Genomic DNA, 20,698 nt, shown 5'->3' on the forward strand with positions numbered 1-20,698 from the left:
AATATTAATTGCAGCTCCCGAGACTCAAGGAGCCCCGATCGAAGCACGAAGTCAGTTCTTCCTTACGATGGGATGATAGGACGTCCACCGCATTGCGGAATCTCCGATTTCGTCGCTTACCAGAACAGTTCCTTGCGTCCCCGCAGCTTCGCGAGCGCTTCTACGAAGAAATAATCGCCATAGATCAGCGATTCGTCTACGTAGACGCCGCGCGAGTAATAACCTGTCGCATGCCGCAGAAGGCCTTCATGCTCGTCGCCCCATTGCCCATAGCGGTCGCACAGCGACCAAACGATCCGCTCGGCTGATATTCGGCACCAAGCGGCGTCTTCGACTGCCGCTACATCGCCTGCTTTCAACAAATCGGCCAGCTCCAACAAACCGGACGCCGCGATCGCCGCGGCGGACGAATCTCTCGGCATTAATTCCCGGCCAGCTTCCGGCAGGAAGAAGTCCCAGTAAGGGACGGCGTCTTCCGGCAACCGTGCGACGAAGAACCGGGCGACCCGCAGCGCGGCCTCGCGATACCGCGCCTCGCCCGTGTACCGATAGCTGAGCGCGAAGCCGTACAGCGCCCAGGAAGCTCCGCGCGCCCAAGCGGAATCCGCCGCGTAGCCTTGCCCGGCCAGCGCCTCAATCGGCTCTCCTGTCTCCGGATCATAACGGAAAATATGGCATACCGAACCGTCTGGACGAAGAAAATCTCGCAGGACGGAGTCGGCGTGCCGGATTGCGATATGCTTGTACCGCGGGTCCTTGATCTCGCGACCGGCCCAATGCAGCAGCGGCAAATTCATCAGACAATCAATGATCGCCCAGCCGGTATGATCCTCTTCGTCCCAATTCGGCCAGGCACGGATGAACTCGCCTTGCGGATTGTACCTTCCGGCAAGGAGGTTGGCCGCGATGAGCGCATGCCGCTTCGCGCCCTCATCTGCCCCGCGCCCTGACGCTTCGGACAGACGATGCTGGGCAACGCTGCTCAAGCTGAACATGAAGCCGACGTCATGATGCAGCAGGTCGTAGGTCTGCAGCGTATCCGCTAGCTGCCGTTCGCATGCTTCGGCGACTCGTCGCAATTCCTCATCGCCGTTCTCGCGGTACGCAAGCCACAGCAGTCCCGGCCAGAAGCCGGCGACCCAGTCGTGCTCAGGCCCCCTGACATAACGCCCGTCTTTCGTCCCGTTCGGAAAGGCGGCTCCGATCGTCCGGGCGCTCCGCCCGATTTTGGCTTCCGCCCGGCACCAAGCCTCATCCACCCAGCCCAAATCCCATTCCATGCCGGGATTCAATTTCTGCTCTGTCATGCTTCCATTCCTCCCTCAGCTTCTCTGCCCTCCAGCGAGAAGCGCAACTTGAATTCTCCTTCCGCCATCGGAGACGCCAGCTTCAGCAAGATCCGGTGAACCTCCAGCCCCCAATTGTCCCGCAGCCGCCCATCGCTCAGATCGACGCGGCTATCCTAATTTCTCTGGCTTTGCCGTATTCGTATTTATTATAAAATCGCTGAACGGCCGCACCTATAGTAATCTTTATGGAATCGCTGTCTTTTCATATCCTTTTAACGGGCTTTTAAACAAACGCGGGCTTGCGTATTCCCGGAAGATAACCTCCCGATAATCGCAAGCCCGCGTTCGTTTTTTTAGTGAATCTTATCCTTTACGACCTGATCGAACAAAGCCCTTCGTTGAACCATGCCGTCGGGATCCCTTGCTCCAGCTTCACAGCCACCAGCCGTTGTCTTTCTCATCCAACGTTTCCCCTGTAACCTGGTTCCAAGCGAATGTCGTCTCTTCTCCGTTCAGCAGCCAGCGGCTCGGACATGTCGTGTGCAGCCAATCGAGCGGTTCCGCCGCCGGCCGTTCGACTGCCGCCAGCTCGAACGACCGCCGAAGCTCGGCCACCTGCTCCTTCGTCAAGACGGACGGATCCGCCGAGACGAACAGCGGCGTGCCGCTGCCAGCCAGCAAGCGAAGCCATTCGCGATTCAGCTTCCATGGCACGTCTGCCGTGAGACCGACGCAATCCGCGTCATGGCTGAAAAACGTTCCGTGCTGCGGCATTCGGAAGCCGAGCGTATTGACGCCCATATAGCGCGTCCTCTCCCACCACTTGCCGCTCGTATCGTCACCGGTCCGCTGAATCGAGAATAAGCCCGCTGCCAGATGGCCAAGCGTATTGCAGCCGATCACGTCTGCCTCACCAGCGGCTTCCGCAATCGCCTTGTACAGCTCCAACGTGATCTCCGCGGTCGTCCTCGATCGGTCACGGAACGGGTGCGAAAGCCCGTTTGGCCTGGAACGCATCGTGAATCCCCATTGGCCAAGCAGGTCGTACGTCGTAAAATCGTGCTTCAACAGTTCGAAGCCCCATCCAACCATCGTGCGGACCGCCTCACGGATCGATTCGAGCGCTCCGGGAACGGTCGGGTCGAGTACATGGCCGCCGCTCGACGAATAGCGAATCCATTCTGCCGGCACCTCCTCCGCTGTCAGAAGAGGCCTGCACCAAAGTCCGGGCTTGACGCCAATCTCCTTCATCACCCGTGCCAGCCGCCCCATATCCGGGAACTTGCCGTTACCCGTCCAAGGACCGCCATTGCAGGCTCCCCCTCCGCTTTTCGACTGCCAGCCGTCATCGATGACCATATAGGGTCGATTCCCTGCGTTCTCGGACAACGAAGACATGAATCTCGAATCCTCGAGAATATCCCGGTGCGAGCTGTTGCCATAGGCGTAATACCAGTTATTTCCGCCATAGACCGGCTGCTTCGGCATTCGGGGACGGTCGCATAAAAGCGAGCAGAACCGTCGCGCCGCCACAATAGGCCGTTCTCCCTCCGTTCCCGGATCCGTGACGATCTCGGCGATTGGCAGTATGCGATTGCCGAGGCGAACGCCTTCGCTGCCGCAGGAGACGTCGGCAGTCAACGTCAGACCATCGGAATCAAGCTGCCAGAAGCAGAACGCTCCCGCTCCCGTTTTCACCCCGCAGCCTGCCGTCCGGACACCGTCATGAGCCAGGAAATACCAAGGCAGGACCCTTTCGGGCACCAGCCCCCGCCATTCCAAATCGCCGTATGCCCGCTCCCAATGATCCCCCAGAACGAGCCAATTCCCTTCGACCCGCTCGTCCCACCGGAGCTTGACGGCTCTCGGCGCAGCCGCCGGCGCCTCCAAAGTCACCGCTATGAGGCCATCATCATTCGTCAGACGAACTGTAACCCCTTCGGACTCCCATGTTCCGGGCTGAACCTGCGTCAGCGCCCGCCATCCGCCGTTCAGACGAACGAACGCGGCGGAAGGGCTCTCCATTCTTTTAAACAACTTCACGGCCTTGGCCTCCTTCAAATATTGCGCAACTGCTCGCAATAGCGAATAATAGTAACGTATCCCAAAAGTATAAACGGCTATGGCAACAGTGGTTAGGGCGAAAAGGGTCCGATCGGGGAGGAACGTTAACCAACTGGGACATCATTCGGATCGAAGGAGGCATTGCAGTGGCAGATCACCATTGGGAGGACTACGCGTCTTATCCAAACAGCAAATCGGAAGCGTACCTATACGGCGCCCACTCCGCCGCCGTCCCTGCGGGCTGGGCTTGCGGAAGGCACCTGCATCACCTCATGTTCGAGCTCAACCTCGTTATCGAAGGGACACAGCTGGCCGAAGTCAGCGGAATCCCCTACCGCCAGGAAGCGGGAGACCTCCTTCTCGTGCCCCCGATGCGACTGCACTCGTTCCGATCCGAAGCACCACTCCGCTATTTCGTCCTTCATGTGCAGATCGACGACCCTGCCTTCCTGCAAAGGTTGGCCGAATCCGGCCTGCTGCTCGTTGATCGCGGCCACCCGTTGAACCGCAAGCTGGTCGCAGCCGTGCAGGCCCTCCGGGAGCGCATGGCGCAGGGGGCCTCCCGAATCAAGCTCTATCGATCGCTGTACGAGATGCTCGATCTGCTAGAGAGCGAGCTCAACCGCATCTTGCCGGTACCAGGCGCTTCGGAGGAAAACCTTTCCCTTCCCGCTCAAATCGCGAGGGAGATCGAAGCGTTCGTCGCCGTCCAAGGGGACGAGGACCGGGAGAAAGAAGAGAATTGGATGGAATCGATCGCGCGCCGGCTCGGCTACAGCCGAAGGCATTGCTACCGGGCATTCATGGGCACGTTCCGGATGTCTCCGCGCGATTACTTGTTCGTGCTGCGTCAGCAAGAAGCGATGCACCTTCTTCTCAGTGGTGGGGATTCCCTGGAGCGAATCGCCCTCCGTATCGGTTACGATAATGTTCAGAGCTTCATCCGGCAGTTCTCCAAGTGGACGGGGACGACTCCCGGCCAGTTCCGCAAACAGAAGCGGGACGAGCTTGTCTATTTGACGCGTTTGGAAGTCCGTTAGAATAACAGATGCGATTTGCAAAAATAATAACCGCCTTATATGTCCGCGTATAAGCAAATTAATATGCAGCACTTAACGTGCTACGTCATTCGCGAGAAAGGCGAAGTGTATAACGCCCGGAAGTCGTTCTCCCGCAAGCGGGAAAGCGTTGTAGGGTAAAAAGGAAACCGGTCGTCCAGGGGACGGCCGGTTTTCTCATTTATGTACTCCTCGCTTTAAAGTATAAAGATAAATCATCCAAACCAAACAAAGGATAATCTGCGCACTCACCGTTCCTAGGGTAGGTTTAATTAAGTGAGACGCTACCAGGAAGATTAAGAATAAAACACAATAAACCGTTACTGAAATCTTCCTTTTATTCTGCAATCCCTTGATGATCAACAATATAGCCAAAATCAACAAACACCCTTCTGGTGGTGAGTGAGCCGCCATTCATTGTACTCATCTGTTCTTCTTCCTTACGCAAAATAAAGCATTTCGTTTGCATTGGTTTTCGACCATAAATAGGATACAAAAGCAGACAAATCAAAATCAAGAAAAAGACAATCCCCGCAAGCTCAACATAAAGCTTCTCCCCCTGCTAAACAATAAGTAAGGGCTAAATATTAAAATTCTTCTCACTATTGTAGGACAAATGTTTATCCATAAATTCGTTTCGTCGTAGCCAATTACGGTGCCGCGAACGCTGACTTCGACAGAAATATTAACCTTGGGCGCTAGTTTTTTGCACAGCCAATAATCCGCAAGGGCAATAGCTTCTTCATTATTGCTAGCCCTTAACCAGAAGATTTTATTTCAATTTGCCGTAAAGCAGTATTGGTCGTTTCGTCAACCTCGAAATATGCAAACCAATCATCATAAAAATAGATCATCTTTTCTCCCCATAGTTATTGGCATCTTCAAACTTTTTCTTCGCTCACCCTATTATTTTCCGGAAATTCCTCTGCAAGCGGCTCTCTGACTAATTGCTTCATCTTCACTTTGCAGACCCCTTGCTTTTTATAATTTTTAATAGCCTCATTTAGGGATAGTTTATTTGCCCCAATGCTTATATGAGGCCTTTCATGCGCTGCAAGATCATATTGCCAAAAGCAAACCTCGCAAATATCTACGATGACTTCATCATCGCTACATATCGTAAAGTAACCGCAGCAAGGACATTGAACATTGCCTAAGGTCGATCTTACAATTTCAGCATGAACCCGTTTCTGTTTATCTTTCCAATTCATATTTCCAAAAATGATTCCCAGTATAGCGCCGGCAAAACAGTCGTAGTAGTCAAACTCTCTATGAAACCAGAAGTAGTTTAGTACTCAATCGCTTCCCTCCAGCTACTGCCTTAATAAAAACTTATAATAGAATCTAGCTGTCTTAGAAAGAGATGAATATAATAACTGAAATAGCAATCAACAAGCCTCCAGCCATTCTGAAGTATTTTACCGTTTTTTTCGACGGCATCATTTTCTCAAGATCCTTATTAGATGCGTTACTCTCAGAGTTATAACTAAACCGTCCCCACTTCCAAGCCGTAACAGGAAAACACAAATATAGCGCTCCAATAGCTAAAAAAACAAAGCCCACGGTATTCCCTCTCCTCCAAAAACTTTCCTGCTTTACATACGTTTGACTACTTAAATGATTTCATTACCTTTAACAGATAAATAAAAAAGATGACCCTTCAAGAGTCATCTTTTTCTATTTACTTACCCTTTTATCCTAGAAAAGCTGCCCCAGGCTCTATTCACCAGATTCTTCTTCAATGATCGAGAAAATTTGGTGATCCTCCCACACGCCATTGATTTTTACGCCTTTTCGCTCAATGCCTTCCTTTTGAAAACCAGCCTTCTCAAGAACTCGCATCGATCCCCCATTTCGAGGCATTGCTCCCGCTTCAATTCGATGTAATTTCAATTGTTGAAAAGCATATTCTACCGCTAGCTTAACAGCCTCTGTCGCGTAGCCTTTGCCACTATGCACTGCATCCAACGCATACCCAATTAAACACTTTTGCAACGGCCCTCTTTGAAGGTGGAACAACGTCACATCGCCAATTAAACGGTCATTCTCTCGCAGGAAGATACCAAAGTTGTATTTTTTGTCCTCTTCTCGTTCTTTGACCGCATCTTGAATAAATTGTTTTTTTGCAGCAAGCGTATAAAAATCATCAGGAAAAGCAGGTGAATATTTCTGGAATAATTCTTTATTTCTGATTTGAATATCAAGTAAATCTTCAGCATCCTTCATTTCAAAAAAGCGAATATACACTTGATTGTCGGCTTGAATCAATGATATGCTTCCTTCCATTATGGCTTTTCTATTCGAATACCGTAAACATGCCCGTCATTCCGGGAGAATGATCCTTAAATCCGAACTGCTCGTAGAATTTATCGTTGCCACGTGAGGCAAACAGACCTACAAAAGCCAGACCGTTCTCATGGCGACGCTCTTTAATATAATCCAGCAGGCACTCTACAATAAGCTTGCCGAGACCATGCTTCTGATGCTCGGGTGCAATCGCTACGTCCTGGATATAGAAATACATCGCCCCGTCGCCTACGATTCGCCCCATGCCAACAACCTCTCCGTTACTCTTAACAACAACGCCATGGAGTGAGCCGGCAAGCGATTGCTCGGACATCTCTATATGAATATTTCCCCAACCGACAGCTTCCCATAATGTCTTATGCTCCAATACCGTAGGGAAACGCTCGATAATTTCATATTTGTTCACTGTCATATTGACCACCTTCATCCCAATGAATTGGTGGCTGTTTCACACAACCACCTGTTTTATGGTTGGATGCCGCGGTTATGCTCCATGTTGTTGTTCATCTCCTATCATAATTCCTATATGACACTTTACTGCAAAATTCAGTTGAAGAAAACCCTTAAGCGTCAATTCCGCGTTCCCTTTTCCATCGGTTGTCCATAACCGCCGATCCTCTTCCTTGAATCCAGCTATACGCCTGATAAGCCCCGTAACTCTGCAAAAGGATCAGAACAGGGACAAAATCCAGCCTGTAACGCGGTTGATTCTCGACCAGCAAATGAGCACCAACATAAAGTAACAACAGGATCAGGTACAATAATGCCTCGTTCCCCTTGCCCGATCGCCATAAGGCTATCATACTCATAACGCCAAATGCGCTCATCAGCACATACATAGGCCCTTCCCATCTATGAAGGGATTGCTCCAGCTCCCATTGGTTTAATCCCTGCAAGCTCCAATAAGGAGAAGAATCCGAGGAACCCCACATGGTGACAAGCTTCCTGCCAAGAAGTGCTGTCAGCTCGGACTTGTCTTCGAGACGCTCTTTGATTTTGACAAGCTCTGCTTGATGGCGTTCTTCACCAACCTCAAACTGATTGGCGTAGTTCGCGTCCTCCTTATTCCAGGCGCCATTCGTTTCCGCATTTAGTCCAACCATGAATTTCCAGTAATTATCGCCATCGGACAATGAATGCTGAGTGATACCGGAAGAGATTAGTGTAGTGCTGGCAAGCAGCTGCACCAAGTAATATACAACAATAACAATACCAAGCTTGCCTGCCGTAGCAGTTGCCTGCTTTTTAATAGAATCACGCCATGGCTGCCCTATCATCAGAAGAACAAACAAGGAAGCACCTGCCAAATAGACAATCCCGATTGGACGCATAAGATGACCAAGCCCCATCGCTAACCCGGCGAGCGGCCAATAAATAATCGAGTCTTTACCCCTAATCAGAAATAGACATCCTATCAAAAATAAAAACACCGATAAATGCTGGTTCGTTAATACGGAACACATGATGATATTCGGTACATAGAAGAGATACACTAGCGCGGCGATTCTGCCACAGCTTTCATGAAATACCTTCGAGGCAGAAAGATATAGCACAACCGCCGTCCCGATACTGATCAGGACATTTATCATTTTTAAGAAGATCAGATGATTGCCGAAGACTTTAATAACCCCAGCCTCATACATCGTAAAGCCAAGCTGATAAGGAAAGCTCGTATAGTAGGGCGTATCGCTAAAAGCAAAGCTTCCCGATGCCGCCTCTTTGGCAGCATTGTACATAAACAGAAAATCCGATTCCGGCAATGCCGGATTCCATAGAATCCAAGTCACCCGGCAACCCAACCCGAGCGAGAGAAACACGAGCAGGAACATTTTACGGCTTAAGCGTGTGATAGCCCAATGGACGACAAACAAAGTGACAACTACCGTTGCAGCGAGTGCAGCGATCATTGTCCAAGGAGAATCATAGATACTCCAGATATTTGCGAAAGAAGAAATAAAGATGGTCAGAAAAAATAGTCCGCCGGCTGCAGAAAAAATACGTGTGCGAAAAGTCATAGCTGCTCCTATCCCTATTATGTCATCCAGCTATGTTACCATAATTTTCTTCCTATGAGTATGATTGCATGGAACTACTTTCATTAGGATATACCTGAGAGCCCTTTTTAGAAAAGCTTTGTCAATTTCCCGGGGAATTTATCGAAGCATGGAGCTGAAATTTTCATTCCGCCCAGTAATTCGTTTGCCCATACCCTCATCAATGCTCCCTCATACGCTATACGGTACCTGCCTAAATGTTTGAACTGCATGTAAGATAACCATTAACTCATAGGGAGCTGGATACGTGAAATCCAAGACACAGCTTACGGGGCGAGTCATATTCAAAGGTGATCCGGGTTATGATACCGCTCGAAAGAACTGGGATCCTCATACAGACCGCTTTCCCAAGGTATTTGTTTTTGCGCAAAAAACGAGAGATGTAGCAAATGCGATAAAGTGGGCTCGCGCCAATAAGGTGCCTATCCGCCCTAGAAGCGGCAGGCACGCGCTGGAGACTAACCTGTCGCAGGTTAACGGCGGACTTGTCATCGATACAAGCGAGATGAAGAAAATTACACTGAATAAAAAATGCAGTACCGCTGTTGTCGAGACCGGCAACCGGGTAGGCAGAATCGTTGACACGCTTGCGAGGCAAGGCTATATGGCCCCATTTGGCGACAGTCCTTCCGTCGGCATTGGCGGCATCACGCCCGGCGGCGGAATTGGACCGCTTCAGCGTACGACGGGACTCATAAGCGATAACCTTATCGCGCTTGAAATGGTCGATGCAAAGGGAAGAATCATTCGTGCCAGCAAAAAGCGCAATTCCGATCTCCTCTGGGCGTCCCGAGGAGGTGGCGGCGGCAACTTCGGCGTATATACCAAATACAAATTTAAAGTAAGGCGCGCTCCGGTTAAGGCTGCCGTATTTAGCGTCACCTGGCCGTGGGACCAGTTCGAAGAAGTCGTCGAAGCATGGCAGCGTTGGGCACCCTTCACTAGTACAAAGCTGGGCAGCGAATTATCCGTAGGTCCCAAAAAAGGCGGAAATGTCAGCATGCTGGGGGTTTACCTTGGCAGCAAAAAGAAAGCCCTTAAATTTTTGGAGCCTATCCTTAGCGTGGGAACGACTACGAAAAAAGACATCCGGTATCTTCCGTACCTGCAGGCAACAGAGTTTTTGCTCGCTCCCGATCCGGTGCTGACCCAAAGGTTCAGCAACCAGTTCTCCAGCGGCTTCGGCAGGCGTCCATTCCCGGATAAGGCTTTTAAATATATGCGCGAGTTTCTGGAGAAAGCCGAGGGCGGAACTCCGGCCGGCTTCTACTTCCTGAACTGGGGAGGAGCTATACGACGCATTGCGCCTCGGGCTACCGCCTTCTATTGGCGGGATCCGAAATATTACGTGGAATGGAACAGCTCGTGGGTGAAACCATCGCATGCGGCTAGAAACATTGCCTTGGCCCGCAACACCAGGAAGAAGCTGCAGCCGTATATCGTTGGCTCTTATATTAACGTGCCCGACCAGGGCATTAAATGCTCCGGCCCGGTCTATTACGGCAAGAACTATGCGAGACTGCGCAGAGTCAAAGCGAAATATGATCCTCAGAATGTGTTTAATAATCCGCAGAGCATTCCTCCTGCGAAATAAACAAATAACGGCAGCCTTGGACTTGACGAAAGTCCAAGGCTGCCGCTTTATTGTTGACTTTACTGCGGTGTTCTTCCCATATTTTTAAAGTAGATAATAACATGTCCATTATCATTTTCGGGTCTCTCTGCACGGAAGTTGGAACCGTTATAGGTGCCTCCCTCAGCAAATAGATTTTTGAGCTCCGAAGCAAGTGAATCCTGAACCGTTAATTTAGCTCCCTTTAACACCGTTATTGCAAGATCTAGTGTGTTTGTAAAGCTGTCGTATAGAGTTATTTTATGTTCGCCGCCAACTTCCGCATAATCAACGACCAGAATATTTGTTGTTATGGATGACCTATAAGCAACGCTAATCTTAGGCTTGTCGGGATTACGCACTATTACATAGGAGCCGTATTGCGTTTCCGCAAGCTTTTTATGCAATGCCAACTCTATGCCAACCTTCATGTTTTTCAAATCTGAGGCTGTCTCCGGCAATACAATGGAACTTGAAGGCTCTGCAGGACATTTTTTCAACTGGGAAAAGCCGCTTAGTTGCAGCTTATAGATAAAAGCAGCGGCTTCAGCTCGTGTCAGTTGCGAGAACGGCTGAAAGTTATCAACCGTTGTGATGTTGGGATCAACCCCGCTAGCATACCCCTTGTTGTATAAATAGGAGACCGCTAAACTTGGCGAATTAATAAAGTTCACGCCGTCGGCCGCCGAGATGACAATTGCGACCTGCTCCCTCAGAATCGCTCTATTGCGAGCTTCAAAATCCGAATGCCCATACAACGGATAGTTCATCTCGGAAGCAAACGCATAAAAGGAATCCGACCAGCTGGATTTGTTTGTTATTTCCGGTAATTGCGCATGAAAGGCACGAAGCAGCATGACTAGAAATTCCGCCTCCGAAACATTGGAATCCGGTTTAAACGTACCATCGGAATATCCGTTTACGACTCCCTCTTGAACGGCCCAATTAATATAAGCTTCAGCCCAATGTCCTTTCGTATCGGTGAAGGATAGGGGCTTATCCGCCGCTTCCAGCTTAATGGGTTGAATCCCGGATAAAATAATAAACGCTGTTAGTGATAACATAAGTATCCTCTTAAACATGTTGTAACCTCCATTTACATCAACAAATATTGCTATTTACCTTTCTCATTAAAACTCCACGCCGCGTACCTTCGAGAAAACCATCGTATCGCGCAGCGAGCCGTCATTGGCGTTTTTATGATTTCGCAGCACGCCTTCAAGCGTAAACCCGGTACGCTCGGCCACATTGGCGCTCTTCTTATTGCGGGCATCACAATGAATCTCAATCCGATTGGCTTCCAGCACTTGAATGGCAAAGCTCGCAATCGCCTCGACCGCCTCTGTTATATACCCTTGACCGGCATAGGAGGTTCTTGCCCAATATCCAATCTCGAATGAACGAGCGTGCCAATCCATACGATGTAGTCCGCTGCTGCCGACAAGCTGCCCCGTCTCTTTATGAAACAGCAGGAGTCTGAAATCCGTTCTTCCCAGAAATTCCAATCGGGACTTCCTTATACTGATCTCGGATTCTTCCATAGTAGGAGCCCCTTTAGCCCAAGGCATCCAAGGACGCAGCTCTTCCAGGCTTTCAATGACTGCCTCGTTAATTGCCGCCCCGTCTCCATGCAATGGGGCACGAATGATAAGCCGCGCGCTTTCGAAGCTCTCCGGTATGGTCATCAGCATGGGATTCAAACCAGATTGACTCATAATAAGCCCTCCCTTTAGTCATTCCGATTAGTTCGCCTGTCATATTTATACAATTATAGTCCCGACTGTATACGGCTGCAACGATTCCTTTTTGCACCACTTGTTCCGTTTTAAGAAGAGCATTATGATGGTAGGATTGACAATAAGAACTAGAGGGATCAAGACATCATGAGAATTAGAGATTGGGATCAAAATTTAAAAATCCGGCTATTAGGAGAAACTAGCTTTAACATTATTTTTTGGATATTTTATCCGTTTCTATCGATCTATTTCGCCCAATCCTTCGGCAAAAGCTGGACCGGGCTGTTACTCGTCCTATCGCAAGCGCTGTCCGTGCTGGTTAATCTGTTTGGCGGATATTTCGCGGACCGGCTCGGCCGGAAGACGGTGATGGTCTTCGCCGCGTGCGGACAAGCCGTTGGCTACGGGATCTTCGCCTGTACGGCATCCCCTTGGCTGGACCTCCCCGCCGTCAGTTTTGTTGGCTTTACCTTGGCCAGCTTATGCGGCACGTTATATTGGCCGGCAAGCCAGGCGATGGTTGCGGATGTTGTGCCGGAGGAGCATCGTTCCAGCGTTTTTGCCGTCTTTTATACCGCGGTGAACATGGCTGTCGTTATCGGTCCGTTAATTGGGGCAACCTTCTTCCTGGACTCCCCCCACGTCATTTTGTTTGCAGCCAGCGCCGTCTGCCTTCTGTTCACCCTTATGCTGGCACGCTTTACGAAAGAGACAAGAGTACAAGATCACGTCCACGCTAAGCGCACGGAATCAGAACCGTGGTACAAAGCAGTGGGAGCCCAGCTTCAAGACTATAAAGTCATTGCAACGGACCGGGTATTTCTGCTGTTTATCCTTGCGGGCGTCCTGTTAGCCCAGACCTTCATGCAGCTTGACCTGCTGTTCCCTGTATTCCTGAAGGAGACGGTTCATCAGACCACCATTTATTCGTTTGGAGATTGGAAGCTGCAGTTATCCGGCGAGAAGCTGTTTGGACTTATCGTATCGGAGAATGGTCTGTTCGTCGCCCTGTTTACGGTAGCGGTGACCAAATGGATGCTGCAATTCCGCGACCGGTTTGTATTTATCGGAAGCAGCCTTCTGTATGCGGCAGGGATCGGAATGTTTGGCCAGATGTCTACGTTCTGGGGTTTAACGGCCGCCATAATCGTATTTACTCTAGCAGAGCTAATGACCGCGGGACCTCAGCAGACATTTGTGTCCAGGCTGGCTCCCGAGCATATGCGAGGGCAATATTTTGCGGCAGCCAGCTTGCGGTTCACGATCGGCAGAACGCTCGCGCCCATGTCAATTCCGCTCAGCGAATGGATCGGCTATGACGGAACGTTTGGTCTCTTGACCGTGCTTGCGGTCTTATCTGCCCTAATCTATTACGCGATGTTCAAACAATTCGACAGGCAGCATGCCTGATCGCATAAAAGGCTGTACCCTTCTCGTCAGGGCACAGCCTTTTTCTTCTATCTATTAACTTCTAACCTCAAGTCTCCCCTTGAAAAACAACTCCGTCGCTTCTACGTCATCCGTCTCGCCGTCCAGAATCCTCTTCGCGTCATCTAGCGTCTCATAGAGCGACAGCCACTCGCCGGACTTCTGCGTATAAGGCTCGGAGACAAAAAACGGTTGAGCCAAGTAAGCTTCAAGTCTCTCTCCCCGCTTATATAACGGCACGTCGGACTCTGCTATTTTTCCAAGACCATGCACCTGGACTAGCGATCTCAGCTCTCTGTAACGTCGAAGCAGCTTCCGCGTCCGCTGCTGGACGGCAAGATGCGCGGCATCCAAATAATTGCCTTCGGTAATCGTTGAAGTGGAGGTAATAGGATCAATTGCGGGATAAATGCCGCGGCTGATTAAATCCGGATCAAAGCGCCATAACGTATCGAGAGGGCCATAAGCTTCTGAAGCCGATTCGTCGGCAGCCTCGCAAGCCATATCAACCAGCGCGGCCGTGATGGGCCTTGCTCCCGCTTCCTTCAGGCTTTCCCGCAGAGTAAAGAGCTCACCCGACAGTACGGTGCTGCGGTCAACGCCGAGCAGAATATCCTTCTCCTCGCGAAGATTGACGATCTGATGGTACACTTCCTCTCTTGTGGAGAGAACATAGCCGGATTGTTCTTTAACATGGCTGATCCCCGGAGCGTCGGTACCCGGATCCCAGAAAATCGTAGCGTACCCGCGTTTGTTCATCCGGTGCATCAGCTCCGCCAATAACACCAGCTGCCCCATACTGGGTCTTGCAACGAAACCAACGGTACCGCCGCGCACGACGGGTGCAAGCAAATCGAGTGCCTTAATTCCGGTTTCAATCATCCTCATCCCGCTCCCTCTAATAATGAGTTCATCCAGACTACACCCTGATAATGCGGCCAAAGCGACCAACGTCCGAACTTCTGCCCGGCCAACGGGAATTTTTCCCGTGCAAAGATTGGATACGGTTGCTGCTCGAAGACCAGCCTTCTGTGCCGCTGAGGTTAGATTGGGTACGCGACGGCGTAATAGCGGTACGTTAAGCTGTAGCTCTTCATCCATTTATTAGCACCTCCTTACTCTATATAGTAATCAGCTTTACTCTAAAGCGCAACGATAATTTGTAAAATATGGTGAACGACAATTGAACGGCCTATTCTGCCAAATTCCTTTTTTTAACAAGAAATTTGTCATAAATTGTGCTACCATATGGATTGAACCAGTAGATTACATATCCGATTGGAGGCGCTTACAAATGAACCAGGATCAAGTGGCTGAAGGGTATTTCGGTGAGTTTGGGGGCAGCTTTGTCCCGCCCGAGCTGAAGGAAGTATTGGATTATTTAAGCGCGCAATTCAACAAGTTCAAGGATGACCCGGAGTTCAAAGAAGAGCTCGAATACTACCTCAAGGAATACGTTGGCCGCGAGAATCCGCTGACCTACGCGGAGCAATTAACTAACGCGTGGGGCGGCGCGAAAATCTATCTGAAGCGCGAGGACCTGAACCATACCGGTGCTCACAAGATCAACAACGTTGTCGGGCAAATCCTGCTTGCCAAGCGGATGGGCGCCAAACGCGTCATCGCCGAGACAGGTGCCGGCCAGCACGGCGTAGCAACGGCAACGGCCTGCGCGATGTTCAACATGGACTGCGTCATCTATATGGGTGCGGAAGATACGCGCCGTCAAGCGCTGAACGTATTCCGGATGGAGCTTCTTGGCGCTACCGTTGTTCCGGTAGACAAAGGTCAAGGACGCCTGAAGGATGCCGTCGATGAAGCGCTGAACGATCTGGTAGCTAACTATAAAAATACGTTCTATCTGCTGGGCTCCGCGGTTGGTCCGCATCCTTTCCCCACGATGGTGAAGCATTTCCAATCCATTATCAGCGAGGAATCGAAACGCCAGATTCTGGCCAAGGAAGGCCGTCTTCCGGATGCGGTTATCGCCTGCGCGGGCGGCGGCAGCAATGCGATTGGCGCTTTCGCCCATTATATCGATGAGCCGTCTGTACGCCTGATCGGCGTGGAGCCGGACCAGGCACCAACCTTGACCGAAGGCGTTCCCAGCATTATCCACGGATTTAAATGTCTCGTCCTGCTGGACGAGAAAGGCAATCCCAGAAAAACGTACTCCATCGCAGCCGGACTTGACTATCCGGGTGTCGGACCTGAGCACAGCCATTTGAAAGTCAGCGGCCGCGCGGAATACGTAACGATAAGCAATGAAGAAGTACTTGCAGCTTTCCAAGAGCTCTCCCGTACGGAGGGCATTATCCCCGCGCTCGAAAGCGCGCATGCGGTTGCCCATGCCAAGAAGCTGGCGCCTACCATGAACAAGGACCAGATCATTATCGTGAATTTGTCCGGCCGCGGCGACAAAGACGTAGAGCAGGTTTACAACATGCTTCATAAGTAATCCTATACTCGCAGCTTCTGCCTCTTGGGCAGGGCTGCTTTTTTTTGGCTGCCCGGAAGCGTATACTTGGAATAGGCTTTGTAAGTCTGCAGCTGCCAAGCTTATGGTTACGAAGCAAGAATCATTGCGAACAGACTAATCCAATCTGTTTGTGTGATCATTCTTTTGGGGAGGTACATAAGAAATGAGTTATGAATCGTATTTTTCGGAACGTAGAGAACAGCAGCTGGGTGAGCTTAAAGAGTTTCTGACCATTCCAAGCATTTCGGCGCTGTCTGAGCATAAGCAGGACATGATCAAAGCCGCCGAATGGGTGGCAGGCAAGCTTGAGCTGGCGGGACTTGAGAACGTGCAGGTTCATCAGACCGCAGGTCATCCGATTGTGTATGCCGATCATCTTCATGCGCCGGGCAAGCCAACCATTCTTGTATACGGCCATTATGATGTACAGCCGGTTGATCCGCTTAATCTGTGGGAGACACCGCCATTTGAACCAACGGAGCGCGACGGCAAGCTGTATGCGCGCGGGGCAACCGATGATAAAGGTCAGATTTTCCTGCATATCAAAGCCATTGAAGCCTTGCTGAAGCAGGAGCAGCAGCTTCCCGTGAATGTGAAGTTCTGCATCGAGGGCGAAGAGGAGATCTCCAGCCCAAGCCTGCTGACCTTCCTGCATGAGCAGAAGGAGAAGCTGGCGACCAACGCGGTTCTTATCTCGGACACCTCTCTGATCGAAAAAGGCAAGCCTGCAATCTCGATTGGCCTGCGCGGACTTTGCTCGCTTGAGGTGTCCATTAACGCTTCCAACACGGATCTGCATTCGGGCACCTACGGCGGCGGCGTACCAAACGCGCTTCATGCGATGGTTGAGCTGCTCGCTTCGCTCCATGACAAGCAAGGACGCATTACCGTAGAGGGCTTCTACGAAGGCGTGCCTGAGTTGACGGCTGCTATGCACGAGGAGTTTGAAAAACAAAACTTCAACGAAGAGCAGCTGAAGAAAACGCTGGGCCTCAGCACAACTTACGGAGAAGAGGGTTATTCCTTCGTAGAGCGCACCGGCGCTCGTCCAACGCTGGAGCTGAACGGGGTATGGGGCGGCTTCCAAGGCGAAGGCACCAAGACGGTTATTCCAAAAGAAGCCCACGCGAAGATTACCTGCCGCCTGGTCGGTCAGCAGGATCCGCAGCGTATTCTGGACGCGATCATCGCGCATCTCCACGCGAACGTTCAGCCGGGTGTTACGCTGAAGGTTAAGCCGGGCGAGAAAGCACGCGCCTTCGATATGGATCCGTCCATCCCGCTTCTGCAAACGGCAGCCGACGCTTATGAGGCGGTATATGGCACTCGTGCTTTGTTCACGAAGGACGGCGGCTCGATTCCAATCGTCGAGACCTTCTCCCGCGTATTGTCCGCGCCGGTTATTATGATGGGCTTTGGCCTGCCGGACGAGAATCTCCATGCCCCGAACGAGCACTTCAACCTCGAGAACTTTGACAAAGGTCTTCTGACAATTGTGGAGTTTTTGAAAAGAGTTTAATCACTAGCTGCCTTCTGCGTTGTATGTTATGCAGGATATCTGGTTTGATCGGAGCGTTACGGGGTATTAAGTTGTACATAGTGCAGCATATTTCACCGAAACAAGTCTAGCCAGGCTGTTATTGTCCTAATATCCTGCACTATGTACAGGATATTCCGCGTCACTGGGCTAAAAAGCGCTAATATGCTGTAGAACGTGCAATGTAGAACGATAGCTTTACCGGCACATAAAAAAGCAGCCCTCCGGGCTGCTTTTCGCATTAAAACGCTGGAACCGCGATATCGCTGTAATTGTCCTCGAGGAATTTCTTGACCTCCGGGCCAGTCATCCGCTCAGCGAGCTTCTGAATAGCCGGCGAGTTTACGTTGTCCTCGCGGGCTACCAAAGTAATGACGAAGTCGGATTCGCTGCCTTCTTTAATCAGAGCATCCTTCTTCGGCGTAAGACCAAGCGGCTTCGCGTAAGCCGGGGTCATGAGGACCATGTCTACGTCATCAATGACGCGGGCCAGCATAAGCAGATCAACTTCCTGGAACTTGAATTTATGCGGATTATCCACGATGTCGGCCTGGGTTGCCTTAATGCCGACACCCTCTTTCAGCTTGAGCAAGCCGTTGTTCTCCAGCATAACAAGCGAGCGTCCGATATTGGACGGATCGTTGGCAATTGCGATTGTTGCGCCGTCCGGAAGGTCTTCGATTTTTTTGTACTTTTTCGAATAGCCGCCGTATACCGCGTTATAGATCGCTTTGACCGGCACCAGATTCGCTTTGTTCGTAGCATTAAAATCATTCATGTACGGAACGTGCTGGAAGAAGTTCGCGTCTACCTCTTTATGCTGCAGAGCCGTGTTAGGCTGAACGTTATCCGACAGCGTCACGATCTCCAGGTTAACGCCATCCTGCTTCAGAAGCGGCTTCACGAGTTCGAGAATTTCGCTCATCGGCGGAATGAGAACCGCTACCTTCAGGTTCACTTCCTGTCCGTCTTTTCCCTCGTTTGCAGTTTGGTTGTTCTGCTTGTCCGCATTATTATTTTGACCGCATCCTGCGATAATCGCCACAAGAAGTGCGAGCATAACGAGCCCTTTTACTTTATTTCTCACTTTCCATTCCTCCCGTTTCTCTATCCGGCTTGTTTATTATGTCTCTATGCCAAATCTGGCAGTCAGCCGCTTGTAGAACCATAGTCTAAGCGAGTCCCTTTCATAAATCAATCTAGAGATTCGCTCGCACTGTTCGCAATTTGGAATATGAAATATAATAGCAATAATACAAACATAGAACAGGCAAGCCTTATGGATGGAGGAGACATACGGTGTCATTTACAGAACAAGAACTCGAATTATTAAACCTTCAGCTCCCGGTATGGGTAGAAGCAAGCAAAGTCAGATCCGCTTACGGCAAGACGGCTTCCTATATTCCGGAGCTGGCCAAAGCTCCACAGCACGCTCTTGGCATTCATCTCATTGCAACGGATGGCACTGCCGTTTCAAGCGGCGATTGCAGTCTTTCTTTTACGATGCAGAGCATTTCTAAAGTGTTCACGCTGATCCTTGCCTTGATGGACAATGGGGAAGAGGCCGTATTCGAGAAGGTCGGCATGGAGCCTACCGGCGATAACTTCAACTCCATGCTGAAGCTGGAGCTCGTCCGCCCCGGCATTCCGTTCAACCCGCTCATTAACGCGGGCGCCATTGCTATCTCATCCTTGATTCACGGCCAAGACTCGGCTGAGAAAAGCTCCCGGATTCTCTCCTTCTTCCAAGCGCTTGCAGGCAATCCAACGTTAACCTATGACATGGACGTATACCGGTCGGAATCGGACACCGCCAATCTGAACCGGTCGATGGCCTATCTGCTTAAGGATAACGGCGTTTTGGAAGGACAAGTCGAGGATGTGCTTGATGTCTACTTCCGCCATTGCTCGGTTGATGTTACCTGCAATGATCTGGCCCGTATGGCCCTTGTTCTTGCGAACAACGGCAACGACCCGATAACCGGCGCTTCCTTAATTCCTCGCCGGTATGTGCAGATCGCAAAGACCTTTATGATTACATGCGGGATGTACAACGCTTCAGGGGAATTTGCCATACAAGTTGGTCTGCCGGCAAAAAGCGGCGTATCCGGCGGGATTCTGACGATGGTGCCGGGAAGGCTTGGCATCGGGGTGGTTGGTCCTGCTCTTAATACAAAAGGCAACAGCATCGCGGGCGTTCATCTGCTGGAGACACTCTCAAGAGAACTGAACTGGAGCCTATTCTAGCAAAACATAAATAGGGGTGTGCATGAGGCAGCCGGTTGGCTACCCTACATGCACACCCCTATTCCCTTACAACTCCCGCATAAATTCCTCAATATCTTTATCCGCTTTGGACTGGTTACACTCATTGCAGGCAACTACGCAATTATCCGGAGTAGTATGGCCGCCCTTTGCTCTCGGCAGCATATGGTCGATCGTATCGCCATATTGTCCGCAGAAATGGCAGGTGTAATTGTCTCTCGTCAGAATGTAGCTTCGGAAATCCTTGTTGCTGAACAGTCGCCGGATTGTTGTCCGGTTCACAATAACAGCGGCCCGTTCCTTCACAAGCGTCACGGCAAGCTCCAGCTCAATCTCCTGATGCCAGCGCCGTCCTTTATCGGTTTTGCCGCGCATCCAGACCGTCCCTTTGCGCGTGGTCCGCAGCAGCGTAACATCCGTTGGCGAATAATTCGCCGGCAGCGGACGGGGACGCGGCTTCCCGAAGCCTCCGGTACGGGCGGAGGACTTGGACGGCCTTGGACGCCTAGGCGCTGCGGCAGGAGCCGCCATTGCCGCAGATTCTGAAACAGCCGCCGGTCCGGCGGCAACAACGGCTGGCTGGCTGACAAGCTCGGCCGCCGCCAGCTCAGGCGCATATAATGGCGCGGCAGGCTTGCCCGCCTGCTGGTCCGCATCCGCGGCATGCAGCATAATCGGCGTACTGATCCGGCTCCTTACCTTGCGGCAATTACGGCAGGCGCCGCGCCGCGAGCCTGTTCCTGAACGCCGGCCTGTACGACGGAGGAAATCCGATACGGGCTTTTGCTCCAGACAGTGTACGCATTGTTTATATCGAGTCGTTTGCAAGTTATCGGTCATCGGTAGCAGCGGGTGCTTCACACCCGTCC

General features: G+C 51.0%; 17 protein-coding genes. 6 read left to right on the forward strand and 11 right to left on the reverse strand.

Translation table 11 applies throughout. The annotated features are described in order from the left end of the window. Positions 1-116: 116 nt before the first annotated feature. On the reverse strand, positions 117-1,307 hold the full coding sequence (locus M3194_RS17565) for a glycoside hydrolase family 88 protein (RefSeq protein WP_251655387.1): 1,191 nt from the start codon (positions 1,305-1,307) through the stop codon (positions 117-119). Positions 1,308-1,721: 414 nt separating this feature from the next. Further along, complete coding sequence (locus tag M3194_RS17570; RefSeq protein WP_251655388.1) at positions 1,722-3,332, reverse strand: alpha-amylase family protein; 1,611 nt, start codon at positions 3,330-3,332, stop codon at positions 1,722-1,724. Positions 3,333-3,625: 293 nt separating this feature from the next. Here M3194_RS17570 and M3194_RS17575 point away from each other — a divergent pair, with 293 nt between their 5' ends. Next, positions 3,626-4,393, forward strand: coding sequence for an AraC family transcriptional regulator (locus M3194_RS17575; protein ID WP_251655698.1), 768 nt, complete (start codon positions 3,626-3,628; stop codon positions 4,391-4,393). An 899-nt stretch (positions 4,394-5,292) separates the two neighbouring features. Here M3194_RS17575 and M3194_RS17580 read toward each other — a convergent pair. From M3194_RS17580 to M3194_RS17595, 4 genes are all read right to left on the reverse strand, one after another. Continuing rightward, positions 5,293-5,622 (reverse strand): CPCC family cysteine-rich protein, encoded by a 330-nt coding sequence (locus tag M3194_RS17580; RefSeq protein WP_251655389.1) that lies wholly within the window; start codon positions 5,620-5,622, stop codon positions 5,293-5,295. Positions 5,623-6,130: 508 nt separating this feature from the next. Next, on the reverse strand, positions 6,131-6,679 hold the full coding sequence (locus M3194_RS17585) for a GNAT family N-acetyltransferase (RefSeq protein ID WP_285889347.1): 549 nt from the start codon (positions 6,677-6,679) through the stop codon (positions 6,131-6,133). Positions 6,680-6,707: 28 nt separating this feature from the next. Then, positions 6,708-7,124, reverse strand: a complete 417-nt coding sequence (locus tag M3194_RS17590) for a GNAT family N-acetyltransferase (RefSeq protein ID WP_397334358.1) — start codon at positions 7,122-7,124, stop codon at positions 6,708-6,710. A 157-nt stretch (positions 7,125-7,281) separates the two neighbouring features. Next, complete coding sequence (locus tag M3194_RS17595) at positions 7,282-8,733, reverse strand: ArnT family glycosyltransferase (RefSeq protein WP_251655391.1); 1,452 nt, start codon at positions 8,731-8,733, stop codon at positions 7,282-7,284. Between the two features lie 286 nt (positions 8,734-9,019). On the opposite strand from M3194_RS17595, the gene M3194_RS17600 reads away from it, so the two are divergent. Beyond that, positions 9,020-10,366, forward strand: coding sequence for an FAD-binding oxidoreductase (locus M3194_RS17600; protein WP_251655392.1), 1,347 nt, complete (start codon positions 9,020-9,022; stop codon positions 10,364-10,366). A gap of 59 nt (positions 10,367-10,425) precedes the next feature. Here the strand turns inward: M3194_RS17600 and M3194_RS17605 are convergent, their stop codons facing one another. Next, positions 10,426-11,448 carry an S-layer homology domain-containing protein gene (locus tag M3194_RS17605; protein WP_251655393.1) on the reverse strand — a complete coding sequence of 341 codons (1,023 nt, stop codon included), beginning with the start codon at positions 11,446-11,448 and terminating at the stop codon, positions 10,426-10,428. A 66-nt stretch (positions 11,449-11,514) separates the two neighbouring features. Beyond that, positions 11,515-12,099 carry a GNAT family N-acetyltransferase gene (locus tag M3194_RS17610; RefSeq protein WP_251655394.1) on the reverse strand — a complete coding sequence of 195 codons (585 nt, stop codon included), beginning with the start codon at positions 12,097-12,099 and terminating at the stop codon, positions 11,515-11,517. Positions 12,100-12,267: 168 nt separating this feature from the next. Here M3194_RS17610 and M3194_RS17615 point away from each other — a divergent pair, with 168 nt between their 5' ends. Further along, complete coding sequence (locus tag M3194_RS17615; RefSeq protein ID WP_251655395.1) at positions 12,268-13,530, forward strand: MDR family MFS transporter; 1,263 nt, start codon at positions 12,268-12,270, stop codon at positions 13,528-13,530. A gap of 54 nt (positions 13,531-13,584) precedes the next feature. Here M3194_RS17615 and M3194_RS17620 read toward each other — a convergent pair whose 3' ends face one another. Further along, positions 13,585-14,649 carry an ATP synthase beta subunit C-terminal domain-containing protein gene (locus tag M3194_RS17620; RefSeq protein WP_251655396.1) on the reverse strand — a complete coding sequence of 355 codons (1,065 nt, stop codon included), beginning with the start codon at positions 14,647-14,649 and terminating at the stop codon, positions 13,585-13,587. A gap of 193 nt (positions 14,650-14,842) precedes the next feature. Here M3194_RS17620 and trpB point away from each other — a divergent pair, with 193 nt between their 5' ends. Both trpB and M3194_RS17630 read left to right on the forward strand, forming a co-directional pair. Continuing rightward, positions 14,843-16,006, forward strand: coding sequence for a tryptophan synthase subunit beta (gene trpB, locus M3194_RS17625; RefSeq protein ID WP_251655397.1), 1,164 nt, complete (start codon positions 14,843-14,845; stop codon positions 16,004-16,006). Between the two features lie 184 nt (positions 16,007-16,190). Continuing rightward, a complete protein-coding gene (locus tag M3194_RS17630) occupies positions 16,191-17,546 on the forward strand; it encodes a dipeptidase (protein WP_251655398.1) in 1,356 nt (451 codons plus the stop codon). A gap of 259 nt (positions 17,547-17,805) precedes the next feature. Here M3194_RS17630 and M3194_RS17635 read toward each other — a convergent pair whose 3' ends face one another. Next, entirely contained in the window at positions 17,806-18,624 is an 819-nt protein-coding gene (locus M3194_RS17635; RefSeq protein WP_251655700.1) for a MetQ/NlpA family ABC transporter substrate-binding protein, read from the reverse strand. 239 nt (positions 18,625-18,863) lie between these two features. Here M3194_RS17635 and glsA point away from each other — a divergent pair, with 239 nt between their 5' ends. Beyond that, positions 18,864-19,811: a glutaminase A gene (gene glsA / locus M3194_RS17640; protein ID WP_251655399.1), complete on the forward strand. Its 948-nt coding sequence runs from the start codon at positions 18,864-18,866 to the stop codon at positions 19,809-19,811. Between the two features lie 66 nt (positions 19,812-19,877). Here glsA and M3194_RS17645 read toward each other — a convergent pair whose 3' ends face one another. Beyond that, positions 19,878-20,669, reverse strand: coding sequence for an HNH endonuclease (locus tag M3194_RS17645; RefSeq protein ID WP_285889375.1), 792 nt, complete (start codon positions 20,667-20,669; stop codon positions 19,878-19,880). Positions 20,670-20,698 lie beyond the last annotated feature (29 nt).

The sequence above is a fragment of the Paenibacillus glycanilyticus genome (assembly GCF_023715145.1).
Taxonomy (GTDB): Bacteria; Bacillota; Bacilli; order Paenibacillales; family Paenibacillaceae; genus Pristimantibacillus; species Pristimantibacillus glycanilyticus_A.